This window comes from Roseateles cavernae (genome assembly GCF_040187885.1).
Classification (GTDB): Bacteria; Pseudomonadota; Gammaproteobacteria; order Burkholderiales; family Burkholderiaceae_C; genus Roseateles_E; species Roseateles_E cavernae.
In genome coordinates, this window is the sequence record NZ_JBDPLH010000005.1 from 1 (window position 1) to 22,214 (window position 22,214).

At 69.1% G+C, this 22,214-nt stretch carries 21 protein-coding genes and 4 tRNA genes; 13 read left to right on the top strand and 12 right to left on the bottom strand.

Annotated elements, in window-relative coordinates; translation table 11 throughout:
- The 3 genes from ABGI63_RS14965 to ABGI63_RS14975 form a co-directional block, all read left to right on the top strand.
- On the top strand, window positions 1-406 hold a 406-nt coding region (locus ABGI63_RS14965), incomplete at its 5' end, for an ASCH domain-containing protein (protein ID WP_349743188.1).
- Entirely contained in the window at window positions 406-1,269 is an 864-nt protein-coding gene (locus ABGI63_RS14970) for a DNA adenine methylase (RefSeq protein ID WP_349743189.1), read from the top strand. The genes ABGI63_RS14965 and ABGI63_RS14970, both read left to right, overlap by 1 nt.
- 255 nt (window positions 1,270-1,524) lie before the next feature.
- The gene (locus tag ABGI63_RS14975; RefSeq protein ID WP_349743190.1) at window positions 1,525-2,706 is read left to right on the top strand and encodes a tyrosine-type recombinase/integrase; all 1,182 of its coding nucleotides are present in this window, start codon (window positions 1,525-1,527) and stop codon (window positions 2,704-2,706) included.
- A gap of 41 nt (window positions 2,707-2,747) precedes the next feature.
- Here the strand turns inward: ABGI63_RS14975 and ABGI63_RS14980 are convergent.
- From ABGI63_RS14980 to hemC, 8 genes are all read right to left on the bottom strand, one after another.
- Window positions 2,748-2,824, bottom strand: a tRNA-Arg gene (locus ABGI63_RS14980).
- Between the two features lie 64 nt (window positions 2,825-2,888).
- A tRNA-Arg gene (locus ABGI63_RS14985) sits at window positions 2,889-2,965 on the bottom strand.
- 64 nt (window positions 2,966-3,029) lie between these two features.
- Window positions 3,030-3,106 (bottom strand) — tRNA-Arg (locus ABGI63_RS14990).
- A gap of 64 nt (window positions 3,107-3,170) precedes the next feature.
- Window positions 3,171-3,247, bottom strand: a tRNA-Arg gene (locus tag ABGI63_RS14995).
- 69 nt (window positions 3,248-3,316) lie between these two features.
- A complete protein-coding gene (locus ABGI63_RS15000) occupies window positions 3,317-4,564 on the bottom strand; it encodes a heme biosynthesis HemY N-terminal domain-containing protein (RefSeq protein WP_349743191.1) in 1,248 nt (415 codons plus the stop codon).
- 21 nt (window positions 4,565-4,585) lie between these two features.
- A complete protein-coding gene (locus ABGI63_RS15005) occupies window positions 4,586-5,755 on the bottom strand; it encodes a uroporphyrinogen-III C-methyltransferase (protein WP_349743192.1) in 1,170 nt (389 codons plus the stop codon).
- A gap of 2 nt (window positions 5,756-5,757) precedes the next feature.
- Window positions 5,758-6,549, bottom strand: coding sequence for a uroporphyrinogen-III synthase (locus ABGI63_RS15010; RefSeq protein ID WP_349743193.1), 792 nt, complete (start codon window positions 6,547-6,549; stop codon window positions 5,758-5,760).
- On the bottom strand, window positions 6,550-7,494 hold the full coding sequence (hemC, locus tag ABGI63_RS15015; RefSeq protein ID WP_349743194.1) for a hydroxymethylbilane synthase: 945 nt from the start codon (window positions 7,492-7,494) through the stop codon (window positions 6,550-6,552).
- A gap of 115 nt (window positions 7,495-7,609) precedes the next feature.
- On the opposite strand from hemC, the gene ppc reads away from it, so the two are divergent.
- Genes ppc through ABGI63_RS15035 form a run of 4 tightly spaced genes read left to right on the top strand, consistent with a single transcriptional unit; the run spans window position 7,610 to window position 12,711 of the window.
- Window positions 7,610-10,426, top strand: a complete 2,817-nt coding sequence (gene ppc / locus ABGI63_RS15020; protein WP_349743195.1) for a phosphoenolpyruvate carboxylase — start codon at window positions 7,610-7,612, stop codon at window positions 10,424-10,426.
- Between the two features lie 43 nt (window positions 10,427-10,469).
- Window positions 10,470-11,267, top strand: a complete 798-nt coding sequence (locus ABGI63_RS15025) for a cysteine hydrolase family protein (protein ID WP_349743196.1) — start codon at window positions 10,470-10,472, stop codon at window positions 11,265-11,267.
- A complete protein-coding gene (gene pncB, locus ABGI63_RS15030; RefSeq protein WP_349743197.1) occupies window positions 11,264-12,532 on the top strand; it encodes a nicotinate phosphoribosyltransferase in 1,269 nt (422 codons plus the stop codon). Before ABGI63_RS15025 ends, pncB begins: the two co-directional genes overlap by 4 nt.
- Window positions 12,508-12,711, top strand: coding sequence for a putative motility protein (locus tag ABGI63_RS15035; protein ID WP_349743199.1), 204 nt, complete (start codon window positions 12,508-12,510; stop codon window positions 12,709-12,711). The genes pncB and ABGI63_RS15035 overlap by 25 nt, the downstream gene beginning before the upstream one ends.
- A gap of 20 nt (window positions 12,712-12,731) precedes the next feature.
- Here the strand turns inward: ABGI63_RS15035 and ABGI63_RS15040 are convergent, their stop codons facing one another.
- Both ABGI63_RS15040 and ABGI63_RS15045 read right to left on the bottom strand, forming a co-directional pair.
- Window positions 12,732-13,547 carry a LytR/AlgR family response regulator transcription factor gene (locus tag ABGI63_RS15040; RefSeq protein ID WP_349743201.1) on the bottom strand — a complete coding sequence of 272 codons (816 nt, stop codon included), beginning with the start codon at window positions 13,545-13,547 and terminating at the stop codon, window positions 12,732-12,734.
- A gap of 10 nt (window positions 13,548-13,557) precedes the next feature.
- A complete protein-coding gene (locus ABGI63_RS15045) occupies window positions 13,558-14,640 on the bottom strand; it encodes a sensor histidine kinase (RefSeq protein ID WP_349743202.1) in 1,083 nt (360 codons plus the stop codon).
- A gap of 92 nt (window positions 14,641-14,732) precedes the next feature.
- On the opposite strand from ABGI63_RS15045, the gene argH reads away from it, so the two are divergent.
- The 3 genes from argH (at window position 14,733) to ABGI63_RS15060 (ending at window position 18,111) form a co-directional block, all read left to right on the top strand.
- On the top strand, window positions 14,733-16,142 hold the full coding sequence (gene argH / locus ABGI63_RS15050) for an argininosuccinate lyase (RefSeq protein ID WP_349743204.1): 1,410 nt from the start codon (window positions 14,733-14,735) through the stop codon (window positions 16,140-16,142).
- 51 nt (window positions 16,143-16,193) lie between these two features.
- Complete coding sequence (locus tag ABGI63_RS15055; protein WP_349743205.1) at window positions 16,194-16,676, top strand: hemerythrin domain-containing protein; 483 nt, start codon at window positions 16,194-16,196, stop codon at window positions 16,674-16,676.
- Between the two features lie 205 nt (window positions 16,677-16,881).
- Complete coding sequence (locus ABGI63_RS15060) at window positions 16,882-18,111, top strand: DNA polymerase Y family protein (protein ID WP_349743206.1); 1,230 nt, start codon at window positions 16,882-16,884, stop codon at window positions 18,109-18,111.
- Here the strand turns inward: ABGI63_RS15060 and ABGI63_RS15065 are convergent.
- Window positions 18,108-19,016: a LysR family transcriptional regulator gene (locus tag ABGI63_RS15065; RefSeq protein WP_349743207.1), complete on the bottom strand. Its 909-nt coding sequence runs from the start codon at window positions 19,014-19,016 to the stop codon at window positions 18,108-18,110. The two genes, ABGI63_RS15060 and ABGI63_RS15065, sit on opposite strands and share 4 nt — an antisense overlap.
- 70 nt (window positions 19,017-19,086) lie before the next feature.
- On the opposite strand from ABGI63_RS15065, the gene ABGI63_RS15070 reads away from it, so the two are divergent.
- The 3 genes from ABGI63_RS15070 to ABGI63_RS15080 are packed head-to-tail and all read left to right on the top strand — an operon-like array spanning window position 19,087 to window position 21,805.
- On the top strand, window positions 19,087-20,439 hold the full coding sequence (locus ABGI63_RS15070; RefSeq protein ID WP_349743208.1) for an acyclic terpene utilization AtuA family protein: 1,353 nt from the start codon (window positions 19,087-19,089) through the stop codon (window positions 20,437-20,439).
- 8 nt (window positions 20,440-20,447) lie between these two features.
- Window positions 20,448-20,810, top strand: a complete 363-nt coding sequence (locus tag ABGI63_RS15075; protein WP_262969433.1) for an AtuA-related protein — start codon at window positions 20,448-20,450, stop codon at window positions 20,808-20,810.
- 35 nt (window positions 20,811-20,845) lie between these two features.
- Window positions 20,846-21,805 (top strand): Bug family tripartite tricarboxylate transporter substrate binding protein, encoded by a 960-nt coding sequence (locus ABGI63_RS15080; RefSeq protein ID WP_432767430.1) that lies wholly within the window; start codon window positions 20,846-20,848, stop codon window positions 21,803-21,805.
- On the opposite strand, the gene ABGI63_RS15085 is transcribed toward ABGI63_RS15080, so the two are convergent.
- Window positions 21,777-22,187 carry a YbaN family protein gene (locus ABGI63_RS15085; protein WP_349743210.1) on the bottom strand — a complete coding sequence of 137 codons (411 nt, stop codon included), beginning with the start codon at window positions 22,185-22,187 and terminating at the stop codon, window positions 21,777-21,779. The genes ABGI63_RS15080 and ABGI63_RS15085 overlap by 29 nt on opposite strands.
- Between the last annotated feature and the right edge of the window lie 27 nt (window positions 22,188-22,214).

The window sequence follows — 22,214 nt, forward strand, 5'->3', positions numbered from 1 at the left end:
CCAGCCCTGGGCCTGGCTCATCGTGCACGGCTTCAAGCCCGTCGAGAACCGCACCTGGCCGACGAAGGTGCGCGGCCCCGTCGCCATCCACGCGGGCCAGCAGTTCGACCAGGCAGGCCTGGAGGCCCTGCTCGACTACATGCCCGCGCTGCGTGAGCACCTGCCGCAGCAGTACGAGCTCGGCGGCATCGTCGGCGTGGCCGAGCTGGCCGACTGCGTCACCCAGCACCCCAGCCCCTTCTTCACCGGCCCCTACGGCCATGTGATGCACCAGGCCCGCCCCGTGCCCTTCATCCGCTATCGCGGCGTGCTGGGCTATTTCGACATCCCCGACGAGCTGCTCGCCGGCACGCTGCAAGCCAGCGCGGCCGAGGCCGAAGAGGTCGGGCAAGAGCGCCTGTTCTGATGACCCCCACCAGCCCCGCCCTCCGCTACCACGGCGCCAAGTTCCGGCTGGCGCCCTGGGTGCAGCGCTTCTTCCCGCCGCATGCCTGCTATGTCGAGCCCTTCGGCGGTGCGGCCGGCGTGCTGCTGCAAAAGCCGCGCGCCTATGCCGAGGTGTACAACGACCTCGACGACGACATCGTCAACTTCTTCGCCGTGCTGCGAGATCCTGGCCAGCGCGCGGCGCTGATCGAGGCCTCGCACCTCACGCCCTATGCCCGCGCCGAGTTCGAGCTGGCCTACCAGCCCACGCCCGACCCGGTGGAGCGGGCCAGGCGCACGGCGGTGCGGGCAGCGATGGGATTCGGCTCGGCCAGCGCCACCAAGGGCACCAGCGGCTTCCGCACCGACACGCGCCGCAGCTACGGCACGGCGCAGCACATCTGGGAGCGCTACCCCGCCAGCCTGCGCCTGATCGGCGAGCGCTTCGCCGGCGTGCTGATCGAGAACCGCCCCGCGATCGAGGTGATGCGCACGCACGACGGCCCGCAGACCCTGCATTTCGTCGACCCGCCCTACATGCCCGAGACCCGCGATCGGCCCAGCCGCAAGACCTATCGGCACGAGATGAGCACCGAGCAACACGCCGAGCTGCTGGAGGCCGTCGACGGCCTCGCCGGCATGGTGGTGCTGTGCGGCTACCCCAGCCCGCTGTACGACACGCGGCTGGCCAGCTGGGCGCGCCACACCACCAGCGCCCGGATCTCGGCCGCCCGAGGCACCAGCACCCGCACCGAGGTGGTCTGGCTCAACCCCGCTTGCGCTGCAGCTCTGCAGGGCCACAGCAGTGGGCTGTTCATGGAGGCCAATCGTGCAGCAGCTTAAGCGCGGCCTCTCCTACCAAGAGGCCATGGACTACGTCGGCGTCAAGCGCCGCACATTCGACGAGGCATGGCGCCCGCGGCTGGTCGCCATGCCCCAGGGCAGCAGCCTGATTTTCGACAGGCAAGACCTTGATGCGCTCTTCGAGGAGTTCAAGGCTGCCGCTGCTGGCCAGCCGGCCGAAGCCGCCAACGAGCCCGGCGAGGCGCACAATGCGCCCCGGAACGGACGGCCCAGCCTACAGAAAGGAGTCCACACATGGGCCAACAAACATCGGGGATCTACCCCGACAAAGACGATACCTGGCAAGTCGACAAGTGGTGGCGCAAGACTCGACTTCGCCAGCGTGGCTTCCTCAGTTTTGAAGAGGCGGACCGCTGGCTGATTCGGGAGCTGGAAAAGCTGCGCATGGTGGTGATGCACGGCGCCCGGCCGGATCGCACCTTCAGCGAGGCCGCAGCGCACTACGTGCTGACGCACCAGGACAAGGTGTCCCTGGAGACCGAGATCCACATGCTCAAAAGCGTGATGCCCACCATCGGCGAGCTGCTCTTGCCGCACGTTCACGACGGCTCGCTGGCGCCCTACATCGCCAAGCGGCAGGCCGACGGCCGTGCAAACAAGACCATCAACCTGGCGCTTGGCGTGGTGCGCCGCATCCTCAACCTGGCGGCCACAAGCTGGCGGGATGAGAACGGCATCACCTGGCTGCAGCAGGCCCCGCATCTCACGCTGTTGCCGCTTGTCGGCCACCAGCGCGAGCCCCAGCCCATCAGCTGGGCCCAGCAGCGCAAGCTGTTGCCCAAGCTGCCCGACCACCTGGCCCGCATGGCGCTGTTCGTCCTGAACACCGGCGTGCGTGACGATGTGGCCTGCAGCCTGCGCTGGGAGTGGGAGATCAAGGTGCCCGAGCTGGGGATCTCGATCTTCGAGGTGCCCAAGGAGCATGTGAAGGGCCGGCGCCGCAGCCGGGTGGTGGTGTGCAACAGCGTGGCCCAGTCGATCATCGACTCGGTGCGCGGCCAGCATGCCGAGTGTGTGTTCGTCTATCGCCGCGAGCGGGTGAAGAACCTGAGCGAGGCGCCGGTGATGCCGTATAGGCCGATCCAGACGATGAACAACACCGCCTGGCAGAACGGCCGCAAGTCCGCCAAGCTGGGCGACCTGCATGTGCACGACCTGCGCCACACCGTGGGCATGCGCCTGCGCGAGGCCGGCGTCGCCGAGGGCACGATCAGCGATCTGCTGTGGCACAGCAGCAAGACCATGACCCAGCATTACAGCGTGGCGCAGATCGTCGAGCTGCACCAGGCGCTGGAGAAGGTCAAGGACGACACAGGCCGCTGGAACAAGAGCCTGGCGACGCTGAAGAAAGAGCAGCTGGAGCGGGAGCAAAAAGCCACTCCCCCAAAAGTCCCCCAGCAAAAGAAAACGGCCTAGAGGTGGCAGCCTCTAAGCCGTTGATTTGCCTTCTGTTTTTTTGGTGCGGCTGGCAGGATTCGAACCCACGACCCCTTGGTTCGTAGCCAAGTACTCTATCCCACTGAGCTACAGCCGCACGACGTACTTTCTTCTTCTGACTCGACCCTGCCCGTCGTGGGATGGCAGGATCCGAGGTTTTTTGGTGCGGCTGGCAGGATTCGAACCCACGCCCCCTTGGTTCGTAGCCAAGTACTCTATCCAACTGAGCTACAGCCGCACGACGTTCTTTCTTCTTCTGACTCGACCCTGCCCGTCGTGGGATGGCAGGATCCGATGTTTTTTGGTGCGGCTGGCAGGATTCGAACCCACGACCCCTTGGTTCGTAGCCAAGTACTCTATCCCACTGAGCTACAGCCGCACGACGTACTTTCTTCTTCTGACTCGACCCTGCCCGTCGTGGGATGGCAGGATCCGAGGTTTTTTGGTGCGGCTGGCAGGATTCGAACCCACGACCCCTTGGTTCGTAGCCAAGTACTCTATCCAACTGAGCTACAGCCGCTCCAAGCCCGCTACTATAGCACGGTATTTATAGCGTGGGCAAATGTTTGCCACTTGGCTGTCATCTTTCTCATTGAGCGGTGGCGGCCGCTTCGAAGCAGCGGGCGCGGCGCTCCATATCGCCATCGTGGGTCGCCAGCGCCGCCAGGGTCAGCCAGCTGCGACGGCGTGCGGCCACCGGCAGGCTGCGGTCTTCGGCGGCCTGCTCCAGCATCAAGCGGGCCTTGCCCCAGAGCTGACGCTCGGCCAGCGCATGACCCAGCGCGTAGGCCAGGTGCTTATCGCGCGGGAAGCGCTGCACCGCCGACTCCAGCCGCTGCAACCACTCCGGACCCAGGCCCGGCACCGCCAGCACCAGGGCCTCGGACAGCACGACGCGCTCGTCATTGCCCAGCTCGTCAAGCTGCTCCCAGAACGGCCGCAGCCAACCTCGTCCATCCTCCGGTGCGCCAAGCCCGGCCGCGCATTGGGCGGCACGTGCGGCAACAAAGACATCGCGGCGATCGGTGCCGTCGAGCTGCAGCCAGACCTGGCGCAGCTGATCGACGTCTCGTGCGGCCTCCAGCGCCTCGAAGGCCAGCGAGCGCAGCAGCCCCTGGGCGGCAACCTTGGAAAAGCCCTGATGCTTGGCCAGCAGCCGGGCGGTGCGCAGCGCCTCCAGCGGCTGCTTGGCCAGACGCGAGGCCTGCAGCTTCAGCCGCAGGGCCTGGGTGCGGCGTGCCACACCGGGGCCCAGCTCGGCCAGCAGATCCAGCGCCCGGCTCGCGTCGCGATCATCGAGCGCCCATTCGGCCGCCAGCAACCGCGCGCCCTCTTCCGAGGCCTTGGCCTGCGGCACGCGCTGGGCCAGATCCAGCGCCTGCTGCAACTGCTCGTCGCGGCGACGCCGGTCCTGCAGCCGGTGCGCGCTGTGCGCGGCCAGCAGATGGCTCAGGGCCATGAAAGCGCCGTCCTGCGGCAGCTCGGCGGTCTGCGCCTGTATCGTCAGCGCGCGTTGCGCCGCCTTCTGGGCACGGCCATAGCGGCCGCCGAAGAACTCGGACAGCGCCTCGCGCAGCGCCAGCTGGGCGGTACGCTCGCGCTGCGCCAGCCGCCATTCGCGGGCACGCTGGGGCAGGCTGGTCAAGGCATTCAGCGTATGGATCAGCGTGACCAGCGCGAAGCAGCTGCCCACCAGCACCAGCAGGAACAGGTTCAGCGAGACATCGAGCCGCCAGCCATTCCAGTAGAAACTCACCAGGCCGTCATTGCTGCCCAAGGTCAGCGCGGCCACCACGGCCACCGCGAACAGCAGCACCAACCAGATCATCGTGCGCATAGGAAAGCGTCGCCTTTCGCGTCAACGGCCACCGGCGGCCAGCAAGGCCGCCAGCGTGTCGTCGGGACGCGGCACATTGACCTGGCGCGCCTGGCCGGCCACCTGGCGCAGCAGTTCGGAGGCGGACACCACCTTGCGCGAGCGGCCATCGAAATAGCGGTCCAGCAGCGACTGGGTATCGCGCAGATCGGCCTGGGCGGTGTCGAACTGCCGGCTCAGCAGCGCCAGACGCGCGTTCAACAGGCGCAGCTTCAGGTTCTCGCGCAGGAAGAAGGCTTGTTCGGGCGCCAGCAACATGGCCTCGGGATGATCGATACGGGTCACCCGGAGCAAGGACTTGGCCTCCAGCCAGACATGGCCGGCCAGATCGCGCCAGCGCTCTTCGGCAACGCCCATCCATTGCGCGAGCAGGCCATCCTCGGCCGGTGCCGAGGCCGCCGCCGAAGCCGGCCTGGCAGGCTTGGCTGCCGCCCGTTCGACCCGAGCCTGGCGAACCGCCATCGCTTCGCTGGTCTTGTCCGCCGCCGACAGCATCGGCAGCTCGTCGAGCAGGCGCACCACTTCGTCCAGCTTGATCGCCAAGGTCGAGACATCGACCACGCTGACCGCCTTGACGCGGTCCAGATCGCGCGCCACCGCGCGGCGCACGCCCTCCAGGCGCGGCTGCTTGTGACGGGCCAGGCGCTCGTCGGCCTGGCGCAGCGCCGCCACCAGCGGCTCGGCGCTGCCGGTGATGCCGGCCTGCTGCAAGGCGACGCGCAAGGCCGACTCGATATCGACGATGACGTTCTCGTCGCGCGAGCGCGACATCGATTGGATCAGCTCCTCCAGCTGGCCGCGCTGCAGCGCCACCTCGGCCAGCCGCGCTTCCAGCAACGCCACCTTGGCAGCGGTATCGCGGGTCAGGTCTTGCGACTGGCGTGCCAGCGTGCGGGCCTCGCTGGCCTCGCCCTGGCTCAGGCCCTGGCGCCGGACCAGCTCCTGCTCCAGCTCCTTGAGCCGTGTCTGGCCCTGCCAGGCCAGGCCCAGCGCGGCCACCGACAGCACGGCCAGGCCGGCCGCCAGCGCCGGCACCCAGGGGGGCGCCTTCGCGCCGGCCACTGCTGCGGGCGCGGCCACGGGGATGGGGGGCGGCGCCGCAGGGGCGGCCGCCTCGGGCATCGAGGAGGGGGAAGAAATTTTGTCGCTCACGGTCAAAACGATTGTAGGGGGCGCTCTTGCAGGGCCCACAAGGCCTTGGCCACCGCCGCCGCATCGGGTCGCGCCAAAACCACATGGACCAGGCCCAGACGATGTGCGCGCTCGGCGATGCGCTGGTGGGTGGCGATGGCGCTGGCCCGCGACCAGTCGATGCCGGCGCCGGCCAGGGTTTGCAGATGATCGAGCGCTTCGGCGCTGCTGAACAACCAGACATGCTGCGCGGGCGCGGCCAGCGCCGCCTCCAGCGTGGCCTGCTCGGGCGCGTCAAGCCTGGGGCAGCGGCGCCGGTAGACGCTGTACTCGCTCACCTGGGCACCGCGCTCGCGCAGGCGCTGGGCCAGCCAGTCGCGCCCGCCATCGCCACGCAGTATCAGGGCCAAACGCCCCTGCCAGTCCTGCGCGGCCAGCAGCGGCCACAGATGTTCGGAGTCCAGACTGGCGGCATCGGCCGGCGGCTGGACGATGTGTGCCTCGGGCACGCCGGCCTCACGCAGGGCCTGAGCACTGCCAGGCCCCACGGTGGCCGCCAGCGCGCCCTCGGGCCAGCCCTGGCCGGCCGGCCGGGCCGCGAAGAAATGCGTCACCGCATTCGGGCTGACGAACATCGCCAGCCGCGCCTGCGGCAGCTCGCGCCAGGCCTGCTCGGCGGGCCCACGGTCGGCGGCGGCGGCAATCTCGATCAGCGGCAGCGTCCGCACCGTCACGCCGAGGGCGGCCAGGCGCGCTTGCCAGGCGCCGGCCTGCTCGCGCGGCCGGGTCAGCAGCAGCGTCAGCGGCTGGGCCACTCAGGGCGCCGGCAGGTAGTCGCGCGCACCGCGCTCGCGCAGCAGCTGGGCGGCTTGCTCGCCGAGTTGGCGGGCCTCGGCCTCGGTTTGCGGCGAGCCCGTCAGCTCGACCTTCAGCAGCGGCAGCTGATGCTGCTCGGCATGGCCCAGCGCGGCGGCCAGCGTCAGCCGATCGCCCTGCCATTGCGCATGGGCCGCCAGCGGCATGCTGCAGCTGCCGCCCAGCGCCCGCGACACCGCCCGCTCGGCCTGCGTGGCCAGCCAGGTCGGCAGGTGCGAGAGCGCGTGCAGCCGGTCTTTGAGCGCCGCGGCGTCGGCACGCACCTCCAGGCCCAGCGCGCCCTGGCCGGCGCAGGGAATCATCTGCTCGACGCTGAAGACGCTGCGGATGCGCGCGGCCAGGCCCAGGCGCTTCAGCCCGGCCGCCGCCAGCACGATGGCGTCGAAGCCGCCTTCGTCGAGCTTGCGCAGCCGGGTGTCCAGATTGCCGCGCAGCGGCTCGATGCGCAGATCGGGGCGCTGCGCCTTCAGCTGCACGACCCGGCGCAGGCTGGAGGTGCCGACCACGCCGCCCTGCGGCAGCTCGGCCAGGCTGTCGTAGCGGTTCGAGACCCAGGCGTCGCGCGGGTCCTCGCGTTCCATGATGGCCACCAGATCGAAGCCCGCCGGCAGGTCCATCGGCACATCCTTCAGCGAATGCACGGCCAGATGGGCCCGGCCCTCTTCCAGCGCGGTCTCCAGCTCCTTGACGAAGAGGCCCTTGCCGCCGATCTTGGACAGCGCGCGGTCCAGGATCTGGTCGCCCTTGGTCGTCATGCCCAGCAGCTCGACGGCCAGGCCCAGATCCTGCTCCAGCCGCGCCTTGACATGCTCGGCCTGCCACAGGGCGAGGCGGCTTTCCCGGGTCGCGATGATCACCGGCTTGACTATGTTTGATGCGCTCATGGCCGGCATGCTAGCGCAGCAGGAAAACGATGAAGAAACTGTTAAAGTCAGATTGAAGTAACTCGGTTACATCGCCCCGCCCGCTTTTTCGCATCAACCCACGACGAGCCCTGCCATGCCCGCAAGACCCGCCTCCCGCCCCGCGAAGACACTCAAGCCCTCCCCCGCCGCCGACAAGAACAAGCCGCTGATGGAGGACATCCGGCTGCTGGGCCGCATCCTCGGCGAGGTGATACGGGAACAGGAGGGCCGCGAGGCCTATGAGCTGGTCGAGCGGGTGCGCAAGCTCTCGGTGGCCTTCCGCCTGAAGCGCGACACCCAGGCCGGCAAAACCTTCGACAAGCTGCTGAAAAGCCTGTCGGGCGACCAGACCGTCAGCGTGATCCGCGCCTTCAGCTATTTCTCGCATCTCGCCAATATCGCCGAGGACCGCCACCATGTGCGCCGCCGCGAGATCCACGACCGCGCCGGCAGCCTGGCCGAAGGCTCGCTGGCCTTTGCGCTGGAGCGCCTGCACCAGGCCGGTGTGCGGCCGAGCGAGATCGCCAAGACCTTGCAGCACGGCTTCATCTCGCCGGTGCTGACCGCCCACCCGACCGAGGTGCAGCGCAAGAGCATTCTGGATGCCGAGCGCGCGGTGGCCGAGCTGGTCGGCGCCCGCGACGGCCTGCACACCGAGCGAGAGAAGCGCGACAACGAAGTCTTGATACGCGCCCGCGTGACACAGCTCTGGCAGACCCGCATGCTGCGCTACTCCAAGCTGACGGTGGCCGACGAAATCGAGAACGCGCTGTCCTACTACCACTCGACCTTTCTGCGCCAGATCCCCAAGCTCTATGCCGAGCTGGAGGAAGCCCTGCCCGGCCACCAGTTCAACAGCTTTCTGCGCATGGGCCACTGGATAGGCGGCGACCGCGACGGCAACCCCAATGTCACCGCCACCACTTTGCGCCACGCCTTGAAGCGCCAGAGCGAGGTGGCGCTGCGCCACTACCTGACCGAGATCCACGAGCTCGGCGCCGAGCTGTCGATCTCGGCCCTGCTGGCCACCATCAGCCCGCAGATGCAGGCCCTGGCCGAGCGCAGCCCGGACCGCAACGAGCACCGTCTGGACGAGCCCTACCGCCGCGCGCTGACCGGCATGTATGCGCGCACCGCCGCCACCTTGCACGAGCTGACCGGCACCGAGGCGCTGCGCCACGCGGTCGCGCCGCAAGACCCCTACCGCTCGCCCGATGAGCTGCTGGCCGACCTGCGCGTGATCGAACACTCGCTGCGCAGCCACCATGCCGAGGCCCTGATCGCGCCGCGCCTGCAGCCGCTGATACGCGCGGTCCAGGTCTTCGGCTTCCATCTGGCCACGCTGGACCTGCGCCAGAGCTCCGACCAGCACGAGGCGGTGATCGCCGAGCTGCTGGCCACCGCCCGCATCGCGCCCGACTACAGCGCGCTGGACGAGGCCCAGCGCCGCGCGCTGCTGCTGCAGCTGCTCGGCGATGCCCGGCCGCTGCGCGTGATCGGTGCGGCCTACAGCGACAAGACCGTCGGCGAGCTGGCCATCTTCGAAGCCGCCCGCGAGGCCTTGCAGCGCTATGGCCGCGAGTCGCTGCGCCACTACATCATCTCGCACACCGAGTCGGTCAGCGACCTGCTGGAGGTGCTGCTGCTCTTGAAGGAAGTCGGCCTGGTGCGCGGCACGCTGGATGGCGAAGCGGTCAGCGACCTGATCGTCTCGCCGCTGTTCGAGACCATCGGCGATCTGCGCGAGGCGCCCGGCATCATGGCCGAGTTCTATGCGCTGCCGGGCATCGCCGCGCTGATCCAGCGCAGCGGCGCCGAGCAGGACATCATGCTGGGCTACTCCGACTCCAACAAGGACGGCGGCATGTTCACCAGCTCCTGGGAGCTGTACCGCGCCGAGATCGCGCTGGTCGAGCTGTTCGACGAGCTGCGCAAGAAGAACCCGCTGACCCTGCGCCTGTTCCACGGCCGCGGCGGCACCGTCGGCCGCGGCGGCGGCCCCAGCTACCAGGCCATCCTGGCCCAGCCCCCGGGCACGGTCAACGGCCAGATCCGCCTGACCGAGCAGGGCGAGGTGATCGCCTCCAAATACGCCAACCCCGAGATCGGCCGGCGCAATCTGGAGACCCTGGTCGCCGCCACGCTGGAAGCCACGCTGCTGCACCCGACCAAGAGCGCGCCCAAGAGCTTTCTGGACGCCGCCCAGGCCCTGTCCGATGCCAGCTTCAAGGCCTATCGCGGCCTGGTCTACGACACGCCGGGCTTTGCCGAGTATTTCTTCGCGGCCACGCCGATCCGCGAGATCGCCGAGCTGAACATCGGCTCGCGCCCGGCCTCGCGCAAGGCTACCCGCGCGATCGAAGACCTGCGCGCCATCCCCTGGGGCTTCAGCTGGGGCCAGTCGCGCGTGGCGCTGCCCGGCTGGTGCGGCTTCGGCTCGGGCGTGCTGGCCTTCCTCGGCGACGGGGAAGCCCGCACGCAAAACCTGACCCTGCTGCGCCGCATGGTCAAGCAGTGGCCCTTCTTCCGCACCCTGCTGTCCAATCTGGACATGGTACTGGCCAAGACCGATCTGGACATCGCCGCGCGCTATCTGGAGCTGGTCGAGGACCGGCGCCTGGGCAAGAAGATCTTCGCGGCCATCCAGGCCGAGTTCGCCCGCACCCAGGAAGCGCTGACCCTGATCACCGGCGAGAAGCAGCGCCTGGCCGCCAATCCGGCGCTGGCCCGCTCGATCGAGCACCGCTTCCCCTATATCGACCCGCTGAACCATCTGCAGGTCGAGCTGATGCGGCGCTACCGCGCGGTCGCGCCCGACAAGCGCGCCGAGGACCCGACGATGGAGCGCGTGCAGCGGGGCATCCATCTGTCGATCAACGGCATTGCGGCGGGGCTGCGCAACACCGGTTGAGGCCTCGTATAGTGGGTCGATCGAGAGACTTGGGGAGTTCGCGTTGCCGCGCCATCTGTTGATCATCGACCCGCAGAACGATTTCTGCGACATCCATGGCGCCAGCCTGCCGGTGGCCGGTGCCGATGCCGATCTGCACCGCATCGCCGCACTGATACGCGCCGAGTCGGCCGGCCTGGACGCCATCACCGTCACGCTGGACACGCATCGCCGGCTCGACATCGCCCATCCCGGCTTCTGGTTCAAGGCCGATGGCGCGGCGGTGCCGCCCTTCACCCAGATCACCGCGGCCCAGCTGCGCGCCGGCGAATTCAGGCCACGCGATGCCTCGGCCCTGCCCCGCGCCCAGGCTTATCTGGACGCGCTGGAGGCGCGCGGCCGCTACACCTTGATGGTCTGGCCCGTGCATTGCGAGCTGGGCAGCTGGGGCCACAACATCCATGCCGAAGTCCAGGCCGCCGTCGTGGCCTGGCAGCTGCAGCGCCAGCGCCATGTCCAGTTCGTGCTCAAGGGCATGAACCCCTGGACCGAGCACTACAGCGCGCTGCAGGCCGAGGTGCCCGACCCGACCGATCCCGGCACCCAGCTCAACCAGAGCCTGGTCGAGCGCCTGGATGCCTGCGATGAGCTGTGGATCGCCGGCGAGGCCAGCAGCCACTGCGTCAAGGCCACGGTGGAGGATCTGGCGGCCCATCTGCCCAGCTGCAAGCTGGGCAAGCTGGTGCTGATCGAGGACGGCATGAGCCCGGTCGGCGGCTTCGAGGCCCAGGCGGCCGAGTTCCTCGCGCGGATGCGCGCCCAGGGCCTGCGCATCGCCCGCAGCAGCGAGCTGAGCACATGAGCGGCGCGCGCAGACCCGTCATCTCCAGCCTGCTGGAGACCGACCTCTACAAATTCACCATGTGGCAGGCCATGCTGCATAGGCACCCGCAGACCCAGGCCGAGTACAGCTTTGTCTGCCGCAACGTCCCGGCCTACCCGCTGGCCGAGCTGCTGGACGATGTCAATCGCGAGCTCGATCACTTGTGCGCGCTCAGCTTCGCGGCCGACGAGCTGGCCTATCTGGGCGCGCTGCGCTTCATCAAGTCCGACTTCGTCGACTTCCTGCGCATCTTCCGCTTCCAGCGCGACTTCATCCGGGCCCGCGCCGACGGCCCGCATCTGGAAATCATCGCGCGCGGCCCGCAGGTCCATGTGATGGGCTTCGAGATCTATGTGCTGGCCATCGTCAACGAGCTCTATTTCCGCCGCTTCGACCATGCCGAGGCGCTGCGGACCGGCCGCGAGCGGCTGCAGGCCAAGCTGGCCCAGCTGCGCGACTTTGCCGCCGAGCCGGCGCGCGGCCACCCTTTCGAGTTCTTCGACTTCGGCCTGCGCCGGCGCTTCTCGGGCGACTGGCATCGCGAGGTGATCGCGACGCTGGCCGCCGAGCTGCCGCAGTATTTCAAGGGCACCTCGAACGTGCTGCTGGCCCGCGAACTGGGCCTGGTGCCGATAGGCACGATGGCGCACGAGTATCTGCAGACCTTCCAGGCCCTGGATGTGCGCCTGCGCGACCACCAGAAGGCGGCGCTGGAGGCCTGGGTGCAGGAGTACCGCGGCGATCTGGGGGTGGCACTGACCGATGTGGTGGGCATGGATGCCTTCCTGGCCGATTTCGATCTCTATTTCGCCAAGCTCTTCGACGGCCTGCGGCATGACTCGGGCGATCCGGTCTGGTGGGGCGAGAAGGCGCTGGCCCACTACGCCAAGCTGCGCATCGACGCGCACACCAAACGCCTGGTGTTCTCCGACAGCCTCAATATCACCAAGGCGCTGGAGCTGTACCGCTGTTTCGCCGACCGCACCCAGCTGGGCTTCGGCATCGGCACCTCGCTGTCCAACGATATGGGCCTGCGCACCCTGCACATCGTGATGAAGCTGACCCAGGCCAATGGCCAGCCGGTGGCCAAGCTGTCCGACAGTACCGGCAAGACCTTGTGCGACGACCAGACCTTTCTGGCCTATCTGCGCCAGGTCTTCGGCATTCCCGCCCCTCAAGTTGCCGGATCCGCGGCCGATAAACAGGGCTCGGAGGCGCCATGGACATCAACACCACATCCCTGATCAACAATCTGCACGGCTCGCAGGCCGGCTCGGTGCAAGCCAGCGCCCAGCTGCTGGTGCTGAAGAAGGCGATGAACCTGCAAGGCCAGGGCGCGATGGCGCTGCTGGCCTCGGTGCAACCTCAGCCACCGCTGGCCACCAGCGGCAATCTGGGCACCCAACTGAACGTCTACGCCTGAGCGGGCCGCGGGCGCCGGGCTCAGTCCCTGTGCCCCGCCAGCGCCTCGCGCACCGCCGCCACCTGGCGCCGCGAGACGGCCAGCCACTCGTTGACATGGGCGATGCGCACCGCCCAGCCCTCGGCCCCTTCGCCGCCATCCGCCGGGCCGCCATCGAGCTCGCCGAAATCGGTCGCCGCATGGCGCTCCAGCTCACGCACCGCCGCCTTGGCCACCAGTGCATTGCGATGCACGCGCAGGAAGCGCTCGCCCAGGCGCTGTTCCAGCTCCGAGAGACTGCCGTCCATCACCAGGCTCTGGCTGGCGGTGCGCAGGGTCAGATACTTCATCTCGGCCTTCAGGTACAGCACCTCGGCCAGCGGGATGCGCAGCAGGCGGCCGCGATCATTGATGGAAATCACCTCGGCCTCGGCCGCCCCTTCGCCGGGTTCGCGGCGCGCCGCCGCCCGCTCGGCCAGGCGCTGCGCCACCCGTGCCAGCGCGGCCTGCAGGCGGTCGCGCCGCACCGGCTTGGTCAGGTAGTCGATCGCATCGAGCTCGAAGGCCCGCAGGGCGTGCTCGGCATAGGCGGTGACGAACACCACCGCCGGCCGCAGCGGCAGCTCGCGCAAGGCCTCGGCCAGCTGCAGTCCGTCCGGGCCGGGCATCTGCACATCAAGAAGCACCAGATCGCAGCCATGGTCTTTCAACCAGGCCTGGGCCAGCGAGGCGGTGCCGGCCTCCGCCACCACCTCGGCGCGCGGCTCGTCGCAGGCCTCCAGCAGGCCGCGCAAGCGCATCCGCGCCAGCGGCTCGTCATCAACCAACAGAACTTTCAGGGCAGGCTGTGTATGCATGGCAATGGGCTCAGCGCGGCAGCAGGAGGCGCACCGTGAAGCGCTGGGCCTCCTGGCTCACCTCAAATCGGGCGGCCACATCATGCATCAGGCGCAGACGCTGGCGCACATTGCGCAGCGCCAGGCCATGGCCGGCCTGCTTGGCCTTGGCGCCGACCGTGTTGACCACCAGGATCTCGACCTCGGCGCCGCGCGCGCGCGTGCTCACCTGCACATCGCCGCCGCCGTCATTGGGTTCGACCCCATGGCGCACCGCATTCTCGACCAGCGGCTGCAGCAGCAGCGGCGGCACCCGGGCACCGGCGGCCGCCGGGTCGAGCTGCCAATGCACCCGCAGGCGCTCGCCGTAACGGATCTGCTCGATGTCCAGATAGCGGCGCGCCAGCTCGACCTCGGCCTCCAGGCTGACCACGGTGTCGGCCTCGGCCAGCGCCACGCGAAACAGCTCGCTGAGATCCTCCAGCACCCCCTCGGCGCGCTGCGGGTCGACACGCACCAAGGCCATCGCGGTGTTCAGCGTGTTGAACAGGAAATGCGGCCGGATGCGGGATTGCAGCTCGACCAGGCGGGCCAGCGCATCGGCCGGGCGCTGTGTGCGCTCGCGCAGCTTCAGCCAGTACAGCAGCATCGCGGCGGTGGCGGCGCCGGCCAGCGCCACGCTGAGCAGGCGAAACCAGCCGCTGGGCTCGTCGCTGGCCAGGTTCAGCAGCTGCCAGCCGCCCAGCGCGCACAGCGCCCCCAGGCTCAGCACCACCAGCCACTGCCAGGGCTCGCGCCAGCGCGCCAGCAGGCGCCGCAGGCCGCAGACCAGCAACAGCCACAGCAGCACGCCGCTGAGCGTCACCACGGTGCCGCTGCTCATCCACAAGGCCCATTGGGAAAAGTCGCGGGCCCCCAGCGCCAGCCCCAGCGCCAGCAGCAGCTGCACGCCCAGCACGGCACGCAGCACCAGGCCGACGTGGCAGACATCGAAGACCCGCTGGGCATCGAACAGCGGCGCGAACTGCTGCGCCTCGGTCGGCAGCGGCGCCAGGCCCAGCACGCTGGTCAGGTTGCGACTGTCGGACCAGTCATGCTCATGTCGTCCCGCCATCGTCTGCCAGCCCCTCGATAGAATCGCGTTTTCCCTATTTTGCTCCAGGCCGATCTCGCGTCCATGCGGGCCGGCCCTGTCGCCATCCCACCATGTCCCAGCCCGCAGACAACCAACTCGCCAACAAAGCCCAAGCCTGGTCCGCCCTGTTCTCCGAGCCGATGAGCGAGCTGGTCAAGCGCTACACCGCCAGCGTGTTCTTTGACAAGCGCCTGTGGGCGGCCGACATCCAGGGCAGCCTGGCCCATGCCGAGATGCTGAAGGCCCAGGGCATCTTGTCGGCCGAGGACCACGCCGCGATCGAGCGGGGCATGGCCCAGATCCGCGGCGAGATCGAGGCCGGCAGCTTCGAGTGGAAGCTGGACCTGGAGGATGTGCATCTGAATATCGAGGCGCGCCTGACCGAGCTGGTGGGCATTCCGGCCAAGCGCCTGCACACCGGGCGCAGCCGCAACGACCAGGTCGCCACCGATGTGCGGCTGTGGCTGCGCGGCGAGATCGACGAGCTGAACGCGCTGCTGAGTGCGCTGCAGCTGGCCCTGGTCGAGGTGGCCGAGAAGAACGCCGAGGTCATCCTGCCCGGCTTCACCCATCTGCAGGTGGCCCAGCCGGTGGCCTTCGGCCATCATCTGCTGGCCTATGTCGAGATGTTCGCCCGCGACGCCGAGCGCCTGGCCGACACGCGCCGCCGCGTCAACCGCCTGCCGCTGGGCGCGGCCGCGCTGGCCGGCACCAGCTACCCGCTGGATCGCGAGCGCGTGGCCAGGACTCTGGGCATGGAAGAGGTCTGCCAGAACAGCCTGGACGCCGTCTCGGACCGCGACTTCGCGATCGAGTTCACGGCCGCCGCCTCGCTGATCATGGTGCATATCTCGCGCCTGTCGGAAGAGCTGATCCTGTGGATGAGCCAGAGCTTTGGCTTCATCGACCTGGCCGACCGCTTCTGCACTGGCTCGTCCATCATGCCGCAGAAGAAGAACCCCGATGTGCCCGAGCTGGCGCGCGGCAAGACCGGCCGCGTGGTCGGCCATCTGATGGGCCTGATCACCTTGATGAAGGGCCAGCCGCTGGCCTACAACAAGGACAACCAGGAGGACAAGGAGCCGCTGTTCGACACCGTAGACACGCTCAAGGACACCTTGCGCATCTTTGCCGAGATGGCCGGCGGCATCACGGTCAAGCCCGAGGCGATGGAGCGCGCCGCGCTGAAAGGCTATGCCACCGCGACCGATCTGGCCGACTACCTGGTCAAGAAGGGCCTGGCCTTCCGCGACGCGCACGAGATCGTCGCCCATGCGGTCAAGACGGCCATCGGCATGGGGGTCGATCTGTCGGCGCTGCCGCTGGCCGAGCTGCAGAAGTTCGATGCCCGCATAGCCTCCGATGTGTTCGAGGTGCTGTCGCTGCGCGGCTCGCTGAACGCCCGCAACATCCTCGGCGGCACCGCGCCGGCCCAGGTGCGCGCCCAGGTGGCGCGGCATCGCGCCCGGCTCGGCGCCTGATCTTGAGCCAGCGCAAGCCCGACCCGACAGGGCCGGGCTAGGCTGGCGGCCATGAACAGTCTGACTTGGAGCGACGACCTCGCTCTCGACCACCCCCAGCTGGATCGAACCCATCAGGAGTTCGTCGAACTGCTGAACGCGCTGGCCGCCCTGCTTGCCCAGGGGGGTGACGACCCCCTGCCCCTGTATGCCCAGCTGCTGGCCCATACCGAGGCCCATTTCGCGATGGAAGAGGGCTGGATGGCCGCCACCGGCTTCGCGCCAGATAACTGCCATGCGCGCCAGCACGCGATGGTGCTGGACCTGATGCGCCAGGTACAGATCCATGCCCATGCGCAGCAAGACCTGGAACCGCTGCGCCGGCTGCTGCCGGAGCTGATCGGCTGGTTTCCCGCCCATGCCGAGATGATGGACGCGGCCCTGGTCTATCACATGGGCCAGCTGGGCTTCGACACCGGCACGGGCCGGATGAGCCGGCCGCCGCTTCAGCCAACCCCGGCCATCAGCTCCTGCGGCAACAACAGCTGCGCATAGACGCTTGGCAAGCCGGGCCTGGCTTCGTATACTGTATGCATCAACAGTATTCGAGGGGTCCATCATGCGTTCCTGCTATCGCCAGACCTACAGCCCGGCTCCCGTGCTGCGTGTTCCTCGCTGGCTGCGCAGCCTCTGGGTCTGGTTGTGAGCCGCGCCTGCTGCTGACTTCGCGTTGTCAGCAGGGCCGCCTGACAATCGCCGCATGGCCCGCCCACCGGATTCCGCTGCCCTCCCCGACCGCCTGATCGCGCATCTGGACATGGATGCCTTCTACGCTTCGGTGGAGCTGCTGCGCTATCCCGAGCTGAAGGGCCAGGCCGTCGTGATCGGAGGCCGCCGTGCCCATGAGCCCAAGACATTGGCCGACGGCACCCGCCGGTACGCCCGGCTGCGCGACTACACCGGCCGCGGCGTCGTCACCACCTCGACCTATGCGGCACGCGATCTGGGTGTGTTCTCCGCGATGGGCCTGATGAAGGCGGCGCTGCGCGCGCCCGACGCCATCCTGCTGCCCACCGACTTCGACGCCTATCGCAAATACTCCCGGCTGTTCAAGGCGGCCGTGGCCGAGATCGCGCCGGTGATCGAGGATCGCGGCATCGACGAGATCTATATCGACCTCAGCGAGGTCGCCGGCGTCCGCGAGCCGGTCGGGCACGACCCGCTGGGCGGCGTGCGCGCGGTGGCGCGCGATATCAAGAACTCGGTGCAGCGGGCCACCGGCCTGAGCTGCTCGATCGGCATCACCCCCAACAAGCTGCTGTCCAAGATCGCCTCGGAGCTGGACAAGCCCGACGGGCTGACGATACTGCTGGCCAGCGAGATCCCGACCCGCATCTGGCCGCTGGCGGCGCGCAAGATCAATGGCATCGGCCCGAAGGCCGCCGCCAAGCTCGCCACCCTGGGCCTGGAGACCGTCGGCCAGATCGCCGCCGCCGATCCGGCGATGCTGATCAGCCAGTTCGGCACAAGCTACGGCAGCTGGCTGCACGAGGCCGCCCATGGCCGCGACCAGCGGCCGGTGGTGACTTATAGCGAACCGGTCTCGATCAGCCGCGAAACCACCTTCGAGCGCGATCTGCATGCGGTGCATGACCGCGCCGAGCTTTCCGCCATCTTCAGCCGGCTGTGCGAACAGCTGGCCGGCGATCTGGAACGCAAGGGCTACCAGGGCCGGACGGTAGGCATCAAGCTGCGCTTCGAGGGTTTTGTCACCGTGACCCGCGACCTGACCCTGGATGCGCCGATCGCCGACTTCGCAGCGCTTCGTCATGCGGCCGGCAGCTGTCTGAAACGGGTCGATCTGAGCCGGCGGCTGCGGCTGCTGGGCGTTCGGATCGGCGGCTTGTCGCGGCCGGGCGACGCCCAGGCGGTACCCAAGCCGCTTCGGAAGGCCGCCGCGCCCCGGCTGGAAAGCCAGGACTTGTTCTAAGGCCGGCGTCGCAACAGCAGCTCGTACAAGGCCCGGGCCGCCGTGCTCAGCTCCCGGTCACGCCGCCGCACCAGAAACAGCTGCCGGTCCGCCAGCCCTCGCCAGCGCAGCTCACGGGTGGCCAGTTCCGGCTGGCTGAAATGAAACAGGCTGAAGGCCGGCACCACCGACAGGCCCAGCCCGGCGCGCACCATGCCCATCACGGTGGCCAGCTGCTCGACCTCCATCAGGGTCTGCAGCTGCAAGGGATGGACGGCCGCGTCCAGCAGCTGGCGCACGCTGCTGTGGCGGGCCAGGTGGATGAAGGGAAAGGGCAGCAGATCGCGCGGCTTCAGGCTGGGCCGCGCCAGCAGCTCGTGGCCCTGCGGACAGACCAGGTGGAAGCGGTCGCTGGCGAACGGCTCGGCGCGCAGCTCGGGCGTGTCGGCCCGCACCGCGGCGATCGCGAAGTCGGCCTGGCCCTCGCGCACCCGCTGCAGACAGGGCTCGCTGAGCACATCGGCCACCTGCAGCGCGATGCCCGGGTGGGCGGCGCGGAACTCGCTGAGCAGGCCCGGCAACCAGCCCGCCGCCAGCGAGGGCAGCAAGGCCAGCGAGACCTGGCCGCGACGCAGCTGGGCATGGTCGCGCACCTCGGCCAGGGCCTGGCCCAGCTGGGCCAACAGCGGCGCGGCGCTGCGCTCGAAGACCTGGCCCTCCACCGTCAGCGCGACATGGCGGGTGCTGCGCTCGAACAGGCGTGCGCCGACCGCCGCCTCCAGGCCCTGGATCAGCGCGCTGAAGGCCGGCTGCGACAGATGGCAGTGCACGGCGGCCTGGGTGAAGCTGCGCAGCCGCGCCAGCGCAACAAAAGCCTGCAGCTGGCGGCTGGAGATGCTGGCCGAGGAAGCGGGATCGTCATTCATCTGAATTTCAGAATAACCGATCTGAACAATCGAATTCACAGCTCAGACGTCCGAGCCTAGAGTCGATGCCATGGATGCGATAAGACCTGCTGTGTTGCGTGTCGCCTCGGCCGCCGGCTTTTCCGGCGACCGCAGCGATGCCGCCCTGCCTCTGGTGCGCGAGCTGCAAGCCTGCGGCGGGCCGGCCGTGCTGATCTTCGAGACCCTGGCCGAGCGCACGCTGGCGCTGGCCCAGCTGGCGCGGCGCGCCGACCCCGAGGGCGGCTACGAGCCGCTGCTCGACGAGCTGCTGCGCCCGGTGCTGGCCGACTGCCTGGCCAGCGGCATCGCCATCGTCAGCAATTTCGGCGCCGCCAATCCGCGCGGCGCGGCGCGGCGCATCCGCACGCTGGCCGCCGAGCTGGGCCTGGCGCCGCCGCGCATCGCCATCGTGCTCGGTGATGACCTGAGCGGCCCGGCCCAGCGCGCCCTGCTCGAGAAGGCGCTGGGCGAGGCCGACAGCTCGGCCTGGGTCTCGGCCAATGCCTACCAGGGCGCGGCACCGATCGCCGAGGCGCTGCGGGCCGGCGCGCAGATCGTCGTCTGCGGCCGGGTCGCCGACCCGGCGCTGGTGCTGGGCCCGGCGATGGCCCACTTCGGCTGGGCAGCGGATGACTGGGACCGGCTGGCGCGCGGCACGATGGCCGGCCATCTGCTGGAATGCGGCGCCCAGGTCAGCGGCGGCTACTACGCCGACCCCGGCTACAAGGACGTGCCAGGTCTTGCCCGGCTGGGCTACCCGATTGCCGAGATCGATGCCGACGGCGGCTGCGTCATCACCAAGCCGCCCGGCAGCGGCGGCCGCATCGACCGCCACACCGTCACCGAACAACTGCTTTACGAGCTGCACGACCCGGCCGCCTACCTGACCCCCGATGTGATTGCCGATGTCAGCGCGGCCGAGCTGCACGAGGAGGGCCCGGACCGCGTGCGCCTGTCCGGCGTGCGCGGCCATCCGCGACCGGACACTCTCAAGGTCAATGTCTGCCAGCCCAGCGGCTGGCTGGCCGAGGGCGAGATTTCCTATGCCGGGCCGCGCGCCGAGGGCCGCGCACGGCTGGCGGCCCAGGTGCTGCGCGAGCGCCTGCCCGAGCTGGCCCTGCGCGTCGATCTGATCGGCGTGGCCGGCCTGCTGGGCGATGACGCCGGCCGGTGGCTTGCCGCACAGCCGGCGGGTGCGGCACGCGATGTGCGCCTGCGCATCGCGGCCCAGCATGCCGACAAGGCCTCGGCCGAGCGCCTGTGCCGCGAGCTCAATGCCCTCTACACCTGCGGCCCGGCCGGCGGCGGCGGCGTGCGCACCGCGCTGCGCCAGCGCCTCGCGCTGGCCTCCTGCCTGCTGCCGCGCGAGGCCGCGCCGGCCTGGTTTGAATTCCTGCAATGAGGGCAGCGATGAGCCATGAACTGAAAGTCCCGCTCTACCGCCTGGCCCACAGCCGCAGTGGCGACAAGGGCAACCGCAGCAATATCAGCGTGACCGCCTGGCATGCCGCACTGTGGCCGCTGCTGGTCGAGCAGCTGACGCCCGAAGCGGTGGCCGCGCATTTCGCGCACCGCCGCCCGCAGGGCGTGCAGCGCTATCTGCTGCCCCGGCTCTGGGCCATGAATCTGGTGCTCGACGAGGTGCTGGACGGCGGCGTCAACGGCGCGCTCAACCTCGATGCCCATGGCAAGGCGCTGAGCTACTGGTTGCTGGACATGGAGCTGGCCGTGCCACCGGCCCTGCAGCCGCTGCTGCTGCCCGAGCCGATGTGAAGAATTTCAACAAGGAGACAAGCGAGATGACGATCATGACTTTCAAGCGCCTGGCCCTGCTGCTGGCCGCGCTGTCGCTGAGCCCGGCGGCGCTGGCCCAGGCCTACCCGGCCAAGCCGCTGACCTTTGTCGTGCCCTTTGCGGCCGGCAGCGCCACCGACCAGCTGGCCCGCGCGCTGGGCCAGAGCCTGGGCGAGCAGAGCAGGCAGACGGTGGTGGTCGACAACAAGGCCGGTGCCAGCGGCATGCTGGCGGCGCAGGCGGTGGCGCGCGCCCCGGCCGACGGCTACACGGTGCTGATCACGACCAACACCACCCACGCGGCCAACGAGCATCTGTACAAGAAGCTGGGCTATGACCCGGTCAAGGACTTCACGCCGATCACCGCACTGGGCAAGGGTGGCCAGGTGCTGGTCGTCAACCTCGCCTCGCCCTACAAGAGCGTGGCCGAGCTGCTGGCCCAGGCCCGCAAGACACCGGGCAAGCTCAGTTTCGGCAGCGGCAGCTCGTCGAGCCGGGTGGCTGGCGAGATGCTGCAGCAGCTGGCCGGCGTGCAGCTGCTGCATGTGCCCTACAAGAGCAATCCGCAGGCCGTCACCGACCTGCTGGGCGGCCAGATCGATCTGATGATCACCGACACCGCCACCGGCCTGCCGCAGATCCGCGGCGGCAAGCTGCGCGGCCTGGCCGTCTCGATCAACAAGCGCATGGCCCTGCTGCCCGAGCTGCCCACCATCGCCGAGGCCGGTGTGCCGGGCTATGACATGGGCTACTGGTTCGCCGCCTACACGCCCGCCGGCACGCCGCCGGTCGTGGTGCAGCGCCTGCAGGAGCTGCTGGCCAAGGCGGTGCAGAGCCCGGCCGCCAAGAGCTTCTTCGAGAGCAGCGGCGCCGAGCCCTACACCACCACGCCCGAGGGCCTGGCCCAGTTCCAGCGCGAGGAGGCCCTCAAATGGGGCCGCATCATCAAGGCGGCGGGGATCGAGGCCGAGTAGGCAGGGACCACATCCAGGCCGCCACCGCCGCGCAGCAGGCCCCGGGCACCCAGCACCAGGCCAGCGGCAGCACATAGGCGGCCCAGAGCGAGCTCAGCGCCATCATCCCGGTGGCGAACTGCTTGGCCCGCAAAGGGATGGCGCGGGTGGCCCGCCAGTCGCGCACGACAGGGCCCAGGCGTGGATGGTTCAGCAGCCAGTCCTCGCAGCGCCGGCTGCCGCGCGAAAAGCAGAAGGCCGCCAGCAGCACGAAGGGCGTGGTCGGCAGCAGCGGCAGAAAGATGCCGACGATGCCCAGCAGCAGGCACACGCCGCCGGCCAGCAGCCACAGGGCGCGCAGCCAGGTGGGGCGTCGGGACAGGGCCAGCTCGGTCGAGGTCATCTGCCAAATCTTCGCACAGGGCTACAG

Excerpts from the sequence above, each read along its gene's own strand:
- hemC (WP_349743194.1), bottom strand. The coding sequence starts at position 7,494 with ATGAGCGCATCAAACATAGTCAAGCCGGTGATCATCGCGACCCGGGAA.
- ABGI63_RS15085 (WP_349743210.1), bottom strand. The coding sequence starts at position 22,187 with ATGACCTCGACCGAGCTGGCCCTGTCCCGACGCCCCACCTGGCTGCGC.
- ABGI63_RS15060 (WP_349743206.1), top strand. The coding sequence starts at position 16,882 with ATGGCCCGCCCACCGGATTCCGCTGCCCTCCCCGACCGCCTGATCGCG.
- ABGI63_RS15055 (WP_349743205.1), top strand. The coding sequence starts at position 16,194 with ATGAACAGTCTGACTTGGAGCGACGACCTCGCTCTCGACCACCCCCAG.
- ABGI63_RS15070 (WP_349743208.1), top strand. The coding sequence starts at position 19,087 with ATGGATGCGATAAGACCTGCTGTGTTGCGTGTCGCCTCGGCCGCCGGC.
- ABGI63_RS14970 (WP_349743189.1), top strand. The coding sequence starts at position 406 with ATGACCCCCACCAGCCCCGCCCTCCGCTACCACGGCGCCAAGTTCCGG.
- pncB (WP_349743197.1), top strand. The coding sequence starts at position 11,264 with ATGAGCGGCGCGCGCAGACCCGTCATCTCCAGCCTGCTGGAGACCGAC.
- ABGI63_RS15080 (WP_432767430.1), top strand. The coding sequence starts at position 20,846 with ATGACTTTCAAGCGCCTGGCCCTGCTGCTGGCCGCGCTGTCGCTGAGC.
- ABGI63_RS15065 (WP_349743207.1), bottom strand. The coding sequence starts at position 19,016 with ATGAATGACGATCCCGCTTCCTCGGCCAGCATCTCCAGCCGCCAGCTG.
- argH (WP_349743204.1), top strand. The coding sequence starts at position 14,733 with ATGTCCCAGCCCGCAGACAACCAACTCGCCAACAAAGCCCAAGCCTGG.
- ABGI63_RS15000 (WP_349743191.1), bottom strand. The coding sequence starts at position 4,564 with ATGCGCACGATGATCTGGTTGGTGCTGCTGTTCGCGGTGGCCGTGGTG.
- ABGI63_RS15075 (WP_262969433.1), top strand. The coding sequence starts at position 20,448 with ATGAGCCATGAACTGAAAGTCCCGCTCTACCGCCTGGCCCACAGCCGC.
- ABGI63_RS15035 (WP_349743199.1), top strand. The coding sequence starts at position 12,508 with ATGGACATCAACACCACATCCCTGATCAACAATCTGCACGGCTCGCAG.
- ABGI63_RS15040 (WP_349743201.1), bottom strand. The coding sequence starts at position 13,547 with ATGCATACACAGCCTGCCCTGAAAGTTCTGTTGGTTGATGACGAGCCG.
- ABGI63_RS15045 (WP_349743202.1), bottom strand. The coding sequence starts at position 14,640 with ATGGCGGGACGACATGAGCATGACTGGTCCGACAGTCGCAACCTGACC.
- ABGI63_RS14975 (WP_349743190.1), top strand. The coding sequence starts at position 1,525 with ATGGGCCAACAAACATCGGGGATCTACCCCGACAAAGACGATACCTGG.
- ppc (WP_349743195.1), top strand. The coding sequence starts at position 7,610 with ATGCCCGCAAGACCCGCCTCCCGCCCCGCGAAGACACTCAAGCCCTCC.